Here is a 15374-nt window from a genome sequence, read left to right as displayed (position 1 = left end):
AGATTGCAGACTTCGCATGTTTCGTAAGAATGTTCGCTAAATTAGCGGGACAAAAAAAGGCTGACAAGTCCTAAAGTACCTGTCAGCCCTTTATTTATCTGAACTTCTTGACGCAGGTCACTATTTCCTACGCCTTTTTACTTACCACTTCCATACCAAAAGCAGGATTCACTAAGGCAAGTGAAAGAACTTCATCTATTGTTTTAACCGGATGAATATCCAGATCCGCTTTTACGTTATCCGGAATTTCTTCCAGATCACGGCGGTTTTCGTCCGGAATCAGAACAGTCTTAATGCCGCCGCGGTGTGCTGCCAGCAGTTTTTCTTTCAGACCGCCGATTGGCAGCACCAGACCACGCAGGGTAATTTCCCCGGTCATCGCCACATCCGCACGTACCGGGTTACCGGTCAGTGCGGAAACCAGTGCGGTACACATTGCGGTACCGGCACTCGGGCCGTCTTTTGGTGTTGCACCTTCCGGTACGTGGACGTGAATGTCGCGTTTTTCATAGAAATCATTGTTGATCCCTAATTTATCCGCCCGGGCACGCACCACGGTTAACGCTGCCTGGATAGATTCCTGCATCACTTCACCCAGTGAACCGGTGTAGGAGAGTTTCCCTTTACCCGGAACCGCTGCGGTTTCGATGGTCAGCAGGTCACCGCCGACTTCTGTCCACGCCAGACCGGTAACCTGGCCCACACGGTTTTCAGTATCAGCACGGCCGTAATCCACTTTCTGCACACCCAGGTAATCTTTCAGGTTGTCCTGATTAATCTCGATGTGTTTCAGTGTCTTATCCATCAGCAGCTGTTTCACCGCTTTACGGCACAGTTTGGAGATTTCACGCTCCAGTCCGCGCACGCCCGCTTCACGGGTGTAATAACGGATAATGCCGAGGATCGCGCTGTCATCAATATGCAGCTCGGTTTTCTTCAGTGCGTTGCGCTCAATCTGCTTCGGCAGCAGGTGGCGCTTGGCAATGTTGAGTTTCTCATCTTCCGTATAACCGGACAGACGGATCACTTCCATACGATCCAGCAGCGGTGCCGGAATATTCATGGAGTTGGATGTCGCGACAAACATGACGTCGGACAGATCGTAATCCACTTCCAGGTAGTGATCGTTAAACGCGATATTCTGTTCCGGATCCAGCACCTCAAGCAGTGCGGAAGCCGGATCGCCGCGCATATCCGATGACATTTTATCGATTTCATCCAGCAGGAACAGCGGGTTTTTCACGCCAACTTTTGCCATTTTCTGGATAAGTTTACCCGGCATAGAACCGATGTAGGTACGGCGGTGACCGCGGATTTCCGCTTCATCACGCACGCCGCCCAGCGCCATACGGACATATTTACGGCCGGTTGCACGGGCAATGGACTGCCCCAGAGAGGTTTTACCCACCCCCGGCGGTCCGACGAGGCACAGGATAGGCCCCTTGATTTTGCTGATACGGCTTTGTACCGCCAGATATTCAAGGATGCGCTCTTTCACCCGCTCCAGGCCGTAATGGTCACTGTCGAGGATTTCCTGCGCTTTAAGCAGATCTTTTTTCACTTTACTGCGCTTGACCCACGGAACCTGAATCATCCAGTCAATATAGCTGCGGACAACCGTCGCTTCCGCTGACATCGGCGACATCATTTTCAGTTTCTGTAATTCCGCTTCGGCTTTCTCTTTTGCCTCTTTCGGCATCTGCGCTTCTTCGATTTTGCGTTTCAGCGCTTCTGCTTCATCCGGCGCGTCGTCCATCTCACCCAGTTCTTTCTGGATAGCTTTCATCTGCTCATTGAGATAGTACTCGCGCTGGCTTTTTTCCATCTGCTTTTTGACGCGGTTACGGATGCGTTTCTCAACCTGTAACAGATCGATTTCCGATTCCATCATCGCCATCAGATATTCGAGACGCTCAACCACATCTGACATTTCCAGAACAGACTGTTTGTCCTGTAATTTCAGTGTCATATGGGAAGCGATAGTGTCAGCCAGTTTGGCGACATCGTCGATACTGTGCAGAGATGTCAGGACTTCCGGCGGGATCTTTTTATTCAGCTTGATATAGCCTTCAAACTGGTTGATCGCCGTGCGCAGCAATACTTCCTGCTCGCGCTCGTCCACGACAGGGGATTCCATCAGCTCTGCCTGGGCAGAGAAGAAATCTCCGTTGTCACTTAATGTTTTGATATGCGCACGTTGCAGGCCTTCGACCAGCACTTTGACGGTGCCGTCCGGCAGTTTCAGCATCTGTAATACAGACGCGACTGTCCCGACGGAAAATAAATCATTGACGCCCGGCTCATCCGTTGACGCTTCTTTTTGTGCTACCAGCAGCACTTTTTTATCCATATCCATCGCTGTTTCCAGACAGTGGATAGATTTTTCGCGCCCGACAAATAAAGGAATAACCATGTGGGGGTAGACCACCACATCGCGCAAAGGCAGTACCGGGATTTCAATGCGTTCAGCACGCTCAGGATTCATAGAGCACTCTCTTCGTTTAGCTTACGCCTTGTTGGGAACGTCGTGAAACGCGTTATCACGGGTTCCACTCCATAGAATAATCAATATATGGGGATGCATTTCTCACATTCAACACTTTATTTAGTAAGAAAAGCAAAATGAGGGAAAATTCCCTCATTTAGTTAATATTGATAACAACTGCGCTAACTTTCCGTTACTCGCCGGAAACCTGAGCTTCCGGTTTGCGGTAAATCAGCATCGGTTCGGTCTGGTTGGTTATCACGTTTTCATCGATAACCACTTTTTCGACATTTTCCATCGACGGTAAATCATACATCGTGTTGAGCAACGCAGCCTCAACGATGGAACGCAGACCACGGGCACCGGTTTTACGGTTCATGGCTTTTTTCGCAATGGCAATCAGTGCTTCACGGCGGAACTCAAGTTCAACATCTTCAATGCTGAACAGCGCCTGATACTGTTTTGTCAGCGCGTTTTTCGGTTCCTGAAGGATCTGAATCAGCGCATCCTCACTCAGTTCACCGAGCGTTGCCACGACAGGCAGACGGCCGATAAATTCCGGGATCAGACCAAATTTGATCAGATCTTCCGGTTCAACCTGAGCCAGTAATTCGCCTTCTGTCGCTTTGTCTTTCTCGCCGCGCACTTCCGCACCGAAACCGATACCGGAACGGGTGTTCAGACGCTGACCGACCACTTTATCCAGACCGGCAAACGCCCCGCCGCAGATAAACAGAATTTTCGAGGTATCAACCTGTAAAAACTCCTGCTGCGGATGTTTGCGCCCGCCCTGCGGCGGAACAGCAGCGATAGTCCCTTCAACCAGTTTCAGCAGAGCCTGCTGAACGCCTTCACCGGAAACATCACGGGTAATCGACGGGTTATCTGATTTACGGGAGATTTTATCGATTTCATCAATATAGACGATACCGCGCTGTGCTTTCTCCACATCATAGTCGCATTTCTGTAAAAGCTTCTGAATGATGTTTTCGACATCCTCCCCCACATAACCGGCTTCGGTCAGTGTGGTGGCATCCGCCATGGTGAACGGCACATCCAGGTAGCGGGCCAGAGTTTCAGCCAGCAGGGTTTTACCGCTGCCGGTCGGGCCGATCAGCAGAATGTTACTTTTACCCAGTTCCACACCGTCAGCGGTTTTATCGCCGTTGCGCAGACGTTTGTAGTGGTTGTATACCGCGACTGCCAGCACTTTTTTAGCCAGTTCCTGACCAATGACATAGTCATCGAGGTGCTGACGAATTTCATGAGGCGTCGGCAGTTCACTGCGCTCACTGCCACGGGCCGGGATCAGATCTTTAATTTCTTCACGGATAATATCGTTGCATAAATCAACGCATTCATCACAGATATACACTGACGGGCCGGCAATCAGTTTCTTAACCTCATGCTGACTTTTTCCGCAGAAAGAGCAGTACAGCAGCTTTCCTGAACCGTCTTTGCGTTTGTCTGTCATCAGTAAACCTCACTTAATCAGTACAGCTCACCGCCTGTGAGCCGCAAAAAATGTCACAGCACCGCAGTACCCTGCCGCCCGGCAGGATACGGGCAGTGCCTGTGTTACTTACCGGTGTGTGTAAATATGGTCAACCAGACCGTATTCCTGCGCTTCTTTCGCGGACAGGAAGCGGTCACGCTCGGTATCACGCTGAATTTCCTCAACGGATTTACCGGTATGGTGAGCTAATAAATCATTCATGCGCGCTTTCACTTTCAGAATTTCCTGAGCATGAATTTCAATATCAGTGGCTTGTCCCTGATAGCCGCCCAGCGGCTGGTGAATCATCACCCGGGAGTTCGGCAGACAGTAACGTTTGCCCGGCGCACCTGCCGCCAGTAAGAAAGAACCCATTGAGCAGGCCTGGCCCACACAGATGGTGCTGACCTGCGGTTTGATGAACTGCATGGTGTCATAAATGGACATCCCTGCGGTGATCACGCCGCCCGGCGAGTTGATATAAAGACTGATGTCTTTTTCCGGGTTCTCAGCTTCCAGGAAGAGTAACTGTGCCACGATCAGGTTTGCCATATGATCTTCAACCTGGCCGGTTAAAAAGATAATACGGTCTTTTAATAAACGGGAATAGATATCGTAGGAGCGTTCACCGCGTGAAGTCTGCTCGATAACCATCGGCACCAGCGCCATGTTGGGTGCGAAAGTATCCTGATTGTCGTGATATGACATGTCCATCTCCTGATTGAATTTTATTGGTGCCTGGCGGATACCGGTTATTTTACTTGAGATCCGGTGCGATGACCATGCGCTATACGCGATCCGGTCACATAAGCAGCATATACTGTCCGGCAGATACCCTGTATGGCAAATATGGGGGATAACCACCGCAGTTTTCAAGGAATATTGTCAGAAATGACGAAAAAACCGCAGACAATACACATTGCCTGCGGTTTTATATCAGATAAACAGCCTTCGGCCGTTCACAAAGAGAGAGGATTAACCTGCTGCCTGAACCTGGTTCATCAGATCAGTGAAGCCGGTTTCTTTATCTGTCACTTTTGCTTTCGCCAGAACAGTTTCAACAGCCTGCTCTTCCAGTGCCAGATTACGGATACCATCCATCATCTGTTTGTTTTTGTTGTAGTATTCCACAACTTCAGCCGGATCTTCGTACGCTGATGCCATTTCGTCGATCAGCGCATTAACGCGATCGTCTTCGGCTTTCAGTTCGTTAGAAGAAATCACTTCGCCTAACAGCAGACCAACCATTACACGGCGCTTAGCCTGACCTTCAAACAGTTCGCGAGGCAGTTCCATCGCCTGTTTTTCAGAGCCACCGAAACGCTGTGCCGCCTGACGGCGCAGTTCTTCGATTTCGCTGTCAACAGCTGCTTTCGGTACATCGATTTCGTTTGCTTTCAGCAGACCGTCGATAACCTGGGTTTTGATACGGTTGCGTACTGCGTTTTTCAGTTCGCGTTCCATATTTTTGCGGATTTCCGCTTTCAGACCTTCCAGGGAACCGTCGCCGATACCGAAACGTTTGATGAACTCTTCAGTCATTTCCGGCAGTTCGCGCTCTTCCACTTTTTTCAGGCTGATAGCGAATTTCGCTGCTTTCCCTTTCAGGTTTTCAGCGTGGTAATCTTCCGGGAATGTCACTTCGATGTCGAATTCTTCACCGGCTTTGTGACCCACGATACCGTCTTCGAAGCCCGGGATCATACGATTCTGGCCCATGACCAGGACGAAATCAGAAGATTTGCCGCCTTCGAACTCTTCGCCGTCAACAGAACCGGTGAAGTCGATAGTGATGCGATCGTCAGCTTTAGCTGCGCCTTCAGTCACTTTCCACTCAGCCTGCTGTTTGCGCAGAGTCTCAACCATGCCGTCGATGTCTTCGTCTTTAACTTCAACAACCGGTTTTTCAACTTCGATTGTTTCCAGACCTTTCAGCTCAATTTCAGGGAAGACTTCGAACTCAACAGTGTAAGTGAAATCCTGACCTTCTTTATACGGCTCATCAACTTTGTAGTCAGGCGCGCCGACAGGGTTGATTTTGTTTTCGATGATAGCGCTGACAAAGTTACGTGACATCAGGTCGCTCAGTGCATCCTGAACCGCCACATCGCCGTAACGCTGTTTGATGATGTTGTGCGGCACTTTACCTTTACGGAAACCGTCGATACGTGCTTTCTTGGCGATTTCAGCTAATTGTTTAGTTACTTCTTTGTCAATATCGGCTGCAGGAACGGTGATTAATACACGACGCCCAAGGCCTTCAGTCGTTTCAACAGAAACTTGCATCTTATTACCTCAAAAAAGTCTATTGCTCGGTCAACTCCATATCTCACACCGGCCCGATGCCTGTGTGAAACGATAATGAACCGGGGCGGTCGCATTTAAAAACCGAGTTCCCTTATATTCAGAAGCGTCCCGAAACCATACGGAATTTCAGACGCGACATTATAGCGATGCTGACAGGCCGCGTCGAGAAGTGCAGACAAAAGAGTCTGAATTTCACCCTTTTTCTGTTAAATTTTGTGCTGTGCGCTGCTTTTTCACTCAAACAGCGGCTTACTTTCCGCCACCATGACAACGCGGGGACGGATTCACCCCGCCCTGACTGTGATTCCACTCATCCGGGGTATAAGTATGCAGCGCCAGAGCGTGAACCCCGCCAGCCAGCTCATCAGCCAGCAGCGTGTACATATGACGGTGACGTGCCACCGGGCGCATGCCCGCAAAGGTCTCACTGACCACCACCACCTTAAAATGGGTTTCCGATCCCGCCGGAACATTGTGCTGGCTGCTCTCATTCACCACACTGATATAATGAGGCGCAAGCGCGTGATTCAGTTTTTCTTCAATACGCTGCTGCATTACAGCAGGAAATGATGCCGACATAACTATCCTTCCGGTCAATACTGGCTTTCAGAGAAAGCTCAGTGTAGTGAGTTTTTTATCAAAATCCATACCATTCGCGGATAAAGCCGATTATCATCATGCGTTAAGCCGAACACTCACACCCCGGCGTTTATCCGGTGCTGTGACTGACTTCAACAACTTGTAACGGATTCATATTATGTTGAAAAAATACCTCCTCCCGCTGTTCGCAATGCTCTTACTGGCCGGGTGTCAGGCGCCGTCCAACACCCTGTCCATTGAACCGGTGATGAAATTACCGTCTGCGGATCCGACGCTCGGTGCCGCCACTATCTCGATTACCGGTGTGGATAAACGCCCGTCACAGACTCTGGCCGAATTCAGCCGTAACGGCCAGCTGGCACAGCTGCGCCCGTCCCGTGACCTGCGTTTCCTGATGCAGGAAACCCTGGAAAAACAGATGACAGCGCGCGGTTTTATGATTGGCTCACCGGCAAATGCCAATGTGCAGATTTCCATCAATACCTTTAAGGCGGATGTACAGGAAGGCAGCCTGCGCCATAATATCACCGTCAATATTGATATTACCATTCTCGCCACCGCGCAGAATAACAGCACAAAGAGCCGGACTTTCCGCACCAGCTATAATGTGCAGGGCCCGTTAAGCGCCAGCAATGAAAAAATCACTGACGCCTTTAACCGCGCACTCAGCGATATCGTCGCGGACATGGCTCAGGATACCCAAATCAGCCAGTTCATTAAGCAGAACACCCGCTACTAATCTGCCGTGCCGCCTGCTGCCGGATAACGCCGGGCGGCCCGCTGTTTTCAGTCACTGTCAATGCGCCGCAGTCTGCGGCGTGTGAGGATAATCATGCTCCGGAGTATTTGGGCGACTTACAGCGAGCGTAATGCCCGTATTCTTTTACTGCTCGGTTTCGCATCCGGATTACCGCTGGCACTGACCAGCGGCACACTCCAGGCCTGGATCACCGTCGAAAACGTGGATATCAGGACCATCGGGTTTTTCACCCTTGTCAGCCAGGCCTATGTGTTTAAATTCCTGTGGGCACCGTTTATGGATCGCTACCAGCTGCCGTTCCTCGGACGCCGCCGCGGCTGGATGATCGCCACCCAGCTCCTGCTGGTTGTCAGTATCGCCGGTATGGGGATGCTGAAACCGACGGAACACCTCTGGTGGCTGGCTGCTGCCGCCGCGATTGTCGCTTTCTGCTCCGCCTCACAGGACATCATTTTTGATGCCTATAAAACGGATTTGCTGTCCGCGAAAGATCGCGGTACCGGGGCTGCGATATCAACCTTAGGTTACCGGCTGGCCATGCTGCTCTCCGGCGGGCTGGCGCTGTTTATCGCCCACCGTTATACCGGCTGGCAGAATATGTACCTGCTGATGGCGGCGATGATGCTGATTGGTGTGTTCGCCACACTGCGCGCAAAAGAGCCGGAAACCGATGCCCCGCCGCCGCGCACACTGCGTGAGGCTGTCCGGGAGCCGCTGGCGGAGTTTTTCTCCCGTAACAACACCTGGCTGCTGTTACTGCTGATCGTCCTTTATAAGATGGGGGACGCCTTCGCCCTGACACTGAGCACACCGTTTCTGATCCGCGGAGCCGGGTTCGGTCCGGACGAAGTGGGACTTATCAATAAAACCCTGGGGCTGGCCGCCACGATTGTCGGGGCCCTGTACGGCGGTTATCTGATGCAGCGCTGGAGCCTGTTTAAATCCCTGATGTTCTTCGGGATCCTGCAGGGATTTTCCAACCTCGGCTACTGGGTGTTATCTGTCACACCACAAAATATCTATATGATGGGCGGCGTGGTATTTATCGAGAATATCTGCGGCGGGATGGGCACAGCCGCCTTTGTCGCCCTGCTGATGACACTCTGTAACCGGTCCTTCTCCGCCACACAGTTTGCCCTGCTGTCAGCACTGTCTGCTGTCGGCCGCGTCTATACCGGCCCGTTTGCCGGCTGGATGGTGGAGGCCTACGGCTGGAGCTGGTTCTATCTGTTCACCGTGTTTGCCGCAATTCCGGGATTGCTGCTGCTGATGTTGTGCCGCAAAACGCTGCTATACACCCAGAAAACGGAGCAGTTTCTGCCGAGGCAGCACTTCCGCAACGGCTACCGGACGGCGATGTCACTGCTCGGTATCACCGCAGTACTGTTCGCAGCCAGCCTGATCCTGCTGCTGATCGGGGTATTTGAACTGACTCCGGGCTTTATTCCGGACACGCTGAAAGGCGACCTGTTTATTTACGGCCTGAATATCGGTATTGCCGGGTTGTTCCTCGGCGGGCTGCTCGATTATTGTGCACTCCGCCGCGATAAACTGGCCTGACAGGCTGTTACGAATATCAGAAAAAATTCAATCAAAAGTTTATAAAGCCGGTTTTTACCGGCTTTTTTCATGTTTAATTTTAGATGTAAGTCACAATTTTTGTAATTTATTTCTTAAAATTACATTCAAAACCACAAATACGTCACATCACCCATTTTCCTTTTTGTGCCTTCACCCTATATTCGCGCTGTTACTTCTGACTTCTGTACTCTTTAACGACCAAATAAACAGCTAATAAATTATGAAAAAAACGACTATTGCAGCCCTGATCGCTGCAACCGCCGCGTTTTCTGCGCAGGCTGAATATCAGTGGGGATTTGCTAACGTCAGCATGAACTATCTGGACTGGACTCCGCATACCACTCACAAGAGCGGCAACAGCACGCATAAGGATGACTTTGCGTATCTCGAGCTTGAGGGCGGTGCCGGTTTCAGCTGGGGTGAGCTCTATGGTTTCTTCGACCTCGAGAACGCGTTTAACAGTAAAAACGATTCCGATGCCGGTGATAACCAGCGTTACACCTTCAAAACCACGGCGCGTATCTACCTCGGTGATACCGGTTTCAACGCCTACGGTCATGTTTACGGTACCTACTCTCTGCCGGGTAACGGCGGTAACTTCCATGAAGTGAACACCCTGTACGGTATCGGTTATAACACTGAATTCAACGGGTTATGGTTTAAACCGTTTGCTGCCCTGCACTATGTTGATCAAACGTTTTACAGCGGCAACAACGGTTATGTTCTCGGCTGGGTTGCCGGTTATGACTTTAACCTGTGGAATGAAAAATTCAGCGTCACCAACTGGAACGAAATCGAGCTTAACCGCAACGATCGTTACGGCAACGGCGGGCGTGACGGCGTCAACGGCGCGCTGGCCTTATGGTGGACACCGGTTCCGTCAGTGACAACCGGCATTCAGTACCGCTATGCGGATAACAAACTGGGTGAGGATTTTTACCAGCAGGCTGTGGTTTACAGCATAAAATATAACTTCTAGATCACATTTTTTCGCTGCGGGGGGCAAAAACCCCCGTATTTTTACCAGGAAACTGTTTCTGAACAAAAAAATTTCACCATTACGTCACATAAAGTGTAATAATCAGTGTTTCATCCTTTCGGTATTTCCTTCCCTAATCTAAGCTTAAATATAAATTTGTCTCCTGATTGTTAAAATTGTGATTTTTATTTCACGATTTCATAAAAATTGGCTCACTTGTGATCCTTTTAACATAAAGAGGCAACAAACCAACCAATCTTATTACATATATTTACACTGATCTTACCTTGCCGTAATATGTGCGGACTGATGAAACGACAAGAGTACTTGAGTACCTTTGTTTTTGGGGTCGTTGGATGAGACTTATGAACTACAAAAAGAGTATTGGGGTAATCTCGCTGCTCGCATCTGCACTTTTGCTGGGCGGATGCGATATGGCACTGATGAACCCGAAAGGCACTATCGGTGCTGAGCAAAAAACACTGATTTTAACCGCCATTGGTCTGATGCTCATTGTGGTTATTCCGGTCATTATCATGGCAATCGTTTTTGCCCTGCGTTACCGGGAAACCAGAAAAGCAACTTACCGTCCTGACTGGGCGCATTCCAATAAAATCGAGCTGGTCGTCTGGACTGTTCCGATCATTATCATTCTGATCCTGGGTACCATTACATGGAAAACCACCCATGAGCTGGATCCGTACAAGCCGCTGGTCAGTGACCAGGAGCCTGTTACCATCCAGGTTATCTCAATGGACTGGAAATGGTTATTTATCTATCCGGATCAAGGCATTGCCACTGTCAATGAGATCGCATTCCCTGTCGGTGTTCCTGTCAATTTCAAAATCACCTCTGATTCTGTGATGAACTCGTTTTTCATCCCGCAGTTAGGCGGCCAGATTTATGCGATGGCAGGTATGCAGACCAAACTGCATCTGATTGCGGAAGAGCCGGGCGTGTACAAAGGCATTTCTGCCAGCTACAGCGGCCACGGTTTCTCTGACATGAAATTTACCGCCACTGCCACCCCGACACGCGAAGCCTTCGATGAGTGGGTTGCGAAGGTGAAAGCCTCACCGGACACTCTGACCACCACCGAAGCGTTTGACGCACTGGCAAAACCGAGTGTGAACAACCCGGTTGTCTATTTCTCCGCGGTCAAACCAAATCTGTTTGTGGACACCATTAACAAATTTGGTCACAGCGGCCACGGTGCCGGGAAGACACAGGAAGGCGAAAGCCATTCAATGATGAACATGAGCGCAGATGAACACAGCAGCCATATGCCTGCAGCTCATGCCGGGAATGAGGGGTAAAGCATGTTCGGAAAATTAACACTGGATGCCATCCCTCTGCATGAACCTATCGTTGTTATTACGGTACTGGGTATCATTCTGGGTGGTGCTGCACTTGTCGGTCTTATCACCTACTTCCGCAAATGGACGTGGTTATGGACTGAATGGTTAACCACCGTTGACCATAAAAAAATCGGTATTATGTACATCATCGTTTCGATGGTGATGCTTATCCGTGGTTTTGCTGACGCCATTATGATGCGCGCCCAGCAGGCCCTTTCGTCTGCCGGTGAAGCCGGATTCCTGCCGCCTGAACACTACGACCAGATCTTTACCGCCCACGGCGTTATTATGATCTTCTTCGTCGCGACACCGTTTGTTGTCGGCCTGATGAACCTGGTTGTACCGTTACAGATCGGCGCCCGTGACGTTGCCTTCCCGTTCCTGAACTCCCTGAGCTTCTGGTTCTTCGTGGTCGGCGTGATGCTGGTGAATATCTCTCTGGGTATCGGGGAATTTGCACAGACCGGCTGGCTGGCCTATCCGCCGCTGTCGGGACTGGAATATAACCCTGGTGTCGGGGTCGATTACTGGCTGTGGAGTCTCCAGATATCCGGTATCGGTACATTGCTGACCGGGGTGAACTTCTTCGCCACCGTACTGCGTATGCGTGCACCGGGTATGTCGATGATGAAAATGCCGGTCTTTACCTGGGCGGCATTCTGTACCAATATCCTGATTATCGCCGCATTCCCGATTCTGACTGTCACCTTAACCGGCCTGACATTAGACCGCTACCTGGGCACCCATTTCTTCACCAATGATATGGGCGGCAACATGATGATGTACATCAACCTGGTGTGGGCATGGGGCCACCCGGAAGTGTATATCCTGGTTCTGCCGGTCTTCGGGGTCTTCTCTGAAGTCACTGCGACATTCTCGAAAAAACGCCTGTTCGGCTATACCTCACTGGTATGGGCAACTATCGCGATTACTGTTCTGTCCTTTATCGTCTGGCTGCACCACTTCTTTACCATGGGCTCCGGCGCGAACGTCAACGCCTTCTTCGGTATCGCCACGATGATAATCTCCATTCCGACCGGGGTGAAGATATTCAACTGGCTGTTTACCATGTATCAGGGTCGTATCGAGTTCAAAACCCCGATGCTCTGGACAGTCGGCTTTATTATCACCTTCTCCGTCGGTGGTATGACCGGGGTTCTGCTGGCCGTGCCGGGGGCAAACTTTGTCCTGCATAACAGCCTGTTCCTGATTGCACACTTCCATAACGTCATCATCGGCGGTGTGGTCTTCGGTTGCTTCGCCGGTACCGCTTACTGGTTCCCGAAAGCCTTCGGTTTCACCCTGAACGAAAAATGGGGTGTCCGCGCATTCTGGTGCTGGTTCATCGGTTTCTTTGTTGCCTTTATGCCGGTTTACGTGCTGGGCTTCATGGGAATGACCCGCCGTATCAGCCAGAACATTGACCCGACCTTCCACACCATGCTGTTAATCGCAGCGGTCGGCGTGGCGATTATCGGTGTCGGTATTCTGTGCCAGGTTATTCAGTTCTACGTCAGTATCCGTGACCGCGACCAGAACCGCGACCTTACCGGGGATCCGTGGGGCGGCCGCACGCTGGAGTGGGCAACCTCTTCACCACCTCCGTTCTATAACTTTGCTGAAGTACCGGATGTTCAGTCCCGTGATGAATGGTGGGATATGAAAGAAAAAGGCACCGCGCATAAACGTCCTGCAAAATATGAAGAAATTCATATGCCGAAAAACACGGCAGCAGGTGTGATTATCGCCGGTTTCAGCCTGATCTTTGGTTTCGCCATGATCTGGCATATCTGGTGGCTCGCTATTGTCGGTTTCGCCGGCATGATCGTCACCTGGATTGCAAAAAGCTTCGACGAAGATGTGGATTACTATGTTCCTGTGGCTGAAGTCGAAAAAATCGAAAACGCCCACTATGAACAACTGAGCAAGGCAGGTGTGGATAATGTCAACTAATACCCTGACTCAACATAATAACGCCCATGATAATCATGGGCATCACGATGCAGGCGCGACCAAGGTCTTCGGATTCTGGGTCTACCTGATGAGTGACCTGATTCTGTTTGCGAGTCTGTTCGCCATTTATGTGGTGCTGAAAGACGGCACCGCCGGCGGCCCGACCGGCAAAGAGATCTTTAACTTACAGTTTGTACTGGTGGAAACCTTCCTGCTGTTATTCAGCAGTATCACCTACGGCTTTGCCATGCTGGCAATGAACCGCAATCAGGTGGGTCAGGTTAATCTGTGGTTATTTGTGACTTTCCTGTTCGGCCTCGGCTTCGTGGCGATGGAAATCTATGAATTCCATGAATTAATCAGCGAAGGTTACGGCCCTGACCGCAGCGGCTTCCTGTCCGGTTTCTTCACCCTGGTGGCAACACACGGTCTTCACGTCACAGCCGGTCTTATCTGGATCATCATCATGATCATCCAGACCAGCCGCCGCGGCCTGACCGAAGTGAATAAAACCCGCCTGAACTGCTTAAGCCTGTTCTGGCACTTCCTGGACGTGGTCTGGATTTGTGTGTTCACCGTTGTTTATCTGTTGGGGGCACTGTAATGAGTCATTCAAATACAGCCGGTACCGGGGCAAGCCACGGTAGTGTGAAAACCTATCTGATCGGCTTTATATTGTCGGTCATTCTGACAGTCATCCCGTTTTATATGGTGATTGAGGGAACCGCCTCAACATCTGTTCTGCTGGCGACTGTTGTGATTACTGCTGTTGTTCAGATTCTTGTTCACCTGGTGTGCTTCCTGCACATGAATACCGCGTCTGAAGAGCGCTGGAACCTGATTGCGTTCCTGTTCACGCTCCTCATTATCGGTATCGTGGTCGTGGGTTCACTGTGGATTATGTACAACCTGAACATCAATATGATGGTTGATTAAGAGTTGCCGATATGATGAAGCAATACCTGCAAGTGACCAAACCGGGAATTATTTTCGGAAATTTAATTTCTGTGGTCGGGGGATTCCTGCTCGCCTCCAAAGGTGACATTGATTACCCTCTGTTCATTGCGACATTGCTCGGTGTCTCGCTGGTCGTGGCCTCCGGTTGTGTTTTTAACAATTACATTGACCGCGACATCGACTCCGTCATGGAACGCACGAAAAACCGCCCTCTGGTAAGAGGGCTTATTGACCCGAAAATCAGTCTGGTTTATGCCTCTGTGCTGGGTATTGCCGGCATGGTGCTGCTGTTAGTGGCAGCCAATGTGGTGGCAATGCTGATTGCTGTTGTCGGCTTTGTGGTTTATGTCGGGGTTTACAGCCTGTACATGAAACGCAAATCGGTCTACGGCACACTGGTCGGCAGCCTGTCCGGTGCCGCACCACCGGTTATCGGCTACTGCGCAGTGACAGGCCAGTTTGATACCGGCGCACTGATCCTGCTGTTAATCTTCAGTTTATGGCAGATGCCGCACTCCTACGCGATTGCCATCTTCCGTTTCAAAGATTACCAGGCGGCCAATATCCCTGTACTGCCGGTGATTAAAGGTATTTCTGTGGCGAAAAACCACATTATCCTGTACATCATCGCCTTTATGTTTGCCACACTGATGCTCGCCATCAGCGGGTATGCGGGATATAAATACCTGATTGTCGCCGCGGCAGTCAGTGTCTGGTGGCTGGGTATGGCGTTATCGGGCTATAAGACAACCAATGATCGTGTCTGGGCGCGTAAGTTGTTCGTGTTCTCCATTGTCGCTATCACGTCACTCAGTGTGATGATGTCTGTTGACCCGAGCGTCTCCGGTGATGTTCTGCTGGCCTACAGTCGTTAACACACACTTTCTGTAATAACAAAA

General features: G+C 50.6%; 13 protein-coding genes. 8 read left to right on the top strand and 5 right to left on the bottom strand.

The features are described from left to right. Positions 1–127: 127 nt before the first annotated feature. The 5 genes from lon to bolA all read right to left on the bottom strand — a co-directional run bounded on the left by lon (position 128) and on the right by bolA (position 6866). Positions 128–2485: an endopeptidase La gene (gene lon, locus HMPREF3119_RS09415; protein WP_024474593.1), complete on the bottom strand. Its 2358-nt coding sequence runs from the start codon at positions 2483–2485 to the stop codon at positions 128–130. A 193-nt stretch (positions 2486–2678) separates the two neighbouring features. Further along, the gene (gene clpX, locus HMPREF3119_RS09410) at positions 2679–3959 is read right to left on the bottom strand and encodes an ATP-dependent protease ATP-binding subunit ClpX (protein WP_004236456.1); all 1281 of its coding nucleotides are present in this window, start codon (positions 3957–3959) and stop codon (positions 2679–2681) included. 108 nt (positions 3960–4067) lie between these two features. After that, a complete protein-coding gene (gene clpP / locus HMPREF3119_RS09405; RefSeq protein ID WP_004240392.1) occupies positions 4068–4688 on the bottom strand; it encodes an ATP-dependent Clp endopeptidase proteolytic subunit ClpP in 621 nt (206 codons plus the stop codon). Between the two features lie 267 nt (positions 4689–4955). Continuing rightward, on the bottom strand, positions 4956–6266 hold the full coding sequence (gene tig, locus HMPREF3119_RS09400; protein ID WP_004236454.1) for a trigger factor: 1311 nt from the start codon (positions 6264–6266) through the stop codon (positions 4956–4958). A gap of 270 nt (positions 6267–6536) precedes the next feature. After that, positions 6537–6866, bottom strand: a complete 330-nt coding sequence (bolA, locus tag HMPREF3119_RS09395; RefSeq protein ID WP_015422960.1) for a transcriptional regulator BolA — start codon at positions 6864–6866, stop codon at positions 6537–6539. 178 nt (positions 6867–7044) lie between these two features. Here bolA and HMPREF3119_RS09390 point away from each other — a divergent pair, with 178 nt between their 5' ends. The 8 genes from HMPREF3119_RS09390 to cyoE all read left to right on the top strand — a co-directional run bounded on the left by HMPREF3119_RS09390 (position 7045) and on the right by cyoE (position 15350). Then, positions 7045–7626, top strand: a complete 582-nt coding sequence (locus tag HMPREF3119_RS09390; protein WP_004240394.1) for a YajG family lipoprotein — start codon at positions 7045–7047, stop codon at positions 7624–7626. A 93-nt stretch (positions 7627–7719) separates the two neighbouring features. Beyond that, positions 7720–9207: a muropeptide MFS transporter AmpG gene (ampG, locus tag HMPREF3119_RS09385; protein WP_004240396.1), complete on the top strand. Its 1488-nt coding sequence runs from the start codon at positions 7720–7722 to the stop codon at positions 9205–9207. Between the two features lie 241 nt (positions 9208–9448). Continuing rightward, a complete protein-coding gene (locus HMPREF3119_RS09380; protein WP_004236449.1) occupies positions 9449–10207 on the top strand; it encodes a nucleoside-specific channel-forming Tsx family protein in 759 nt (252 codons plus the stop codon). A gap of 356 nt (positions 10208–10563) precedes the next feature. Then, positions 10564–11523, top strand: coding sequence for a cytochrome o ubiquinol oxidase subunit II (cyoA, locus tag HMPREF3119_RS19140; protein WP_046024039.1), 960 nt, complete (start codon positions 10564–10566; stop codon positions 11521–11523). A gap of 3 nt (positions 11524–11526) precedes the next feature. Continuing rightward, complete coding sequence (gene cyoB / locus HMPREF3119_RS09370) at positions 11527–13518, top strand: cytochrome o ubiquinol oxidase subunit I (RefSeq protein WP_004240399.1); 1992 nt, start codon at positions 11527–11529, stop codon at positions 13516–13518. Continuing rightward, positions 13508–14122: a cytochrome o ubiquinol oxidase subunit III gene (locus tag HMPREF3119_RS09365; protein ID WP_004240400.1), complete on the top strand. Its 615-nt coding sequence runs from the start codon at positions 13508–13510 to the stop codon at positions 14120–14122. Before cyoB ends, HMPREF3119_RS09365 begins: the two co-directional genes overlap by 11 nt. After that, a complete protein-coding gene (locus tag HMPREF3119_RS09360; protein WP_004236445.1) occupies positions 14122–14454 on the top strand; it encodes a cytochrome o ubiquinol oxidase subunit IV in 333 nt (110 codons plus the stop codon). Before HMPREF3119_RS09365 ends, HMPREF3119_RS09360 begins: the two co-directional genes overlap by 1 nt. An 11-nt stretch (positions 14455–14465) precedes the next feature. Then, positions 14466–15350, top strand: a complete 885-nt coding sequence (cyoE, locus tag HMPREF3119_RS09355; protein ID WP_025151752.1) for a heme o synthase — start codon at positions 14466–14468, stop codon at positions 15348–15350. The last annotated feature ends 24 nt before the right edge of the window (positions 15351–15374 follow it).

The sequence above is a fragment of the Morganella sp. HMSC11D09 genome, from assembly GCF_001807955.1.
Lineage (GTDB): Bacteria > Pseudomonadota > Gammaproteobacteria > Enterobacterales > Enterobacteriaceae > Morganella > Morganella morganii.
The sequence above is the reverse complement of the archived record's forward strand: the minus strand, read 5'-3'. Positions and strand labels throughout refer to the sequence as shown.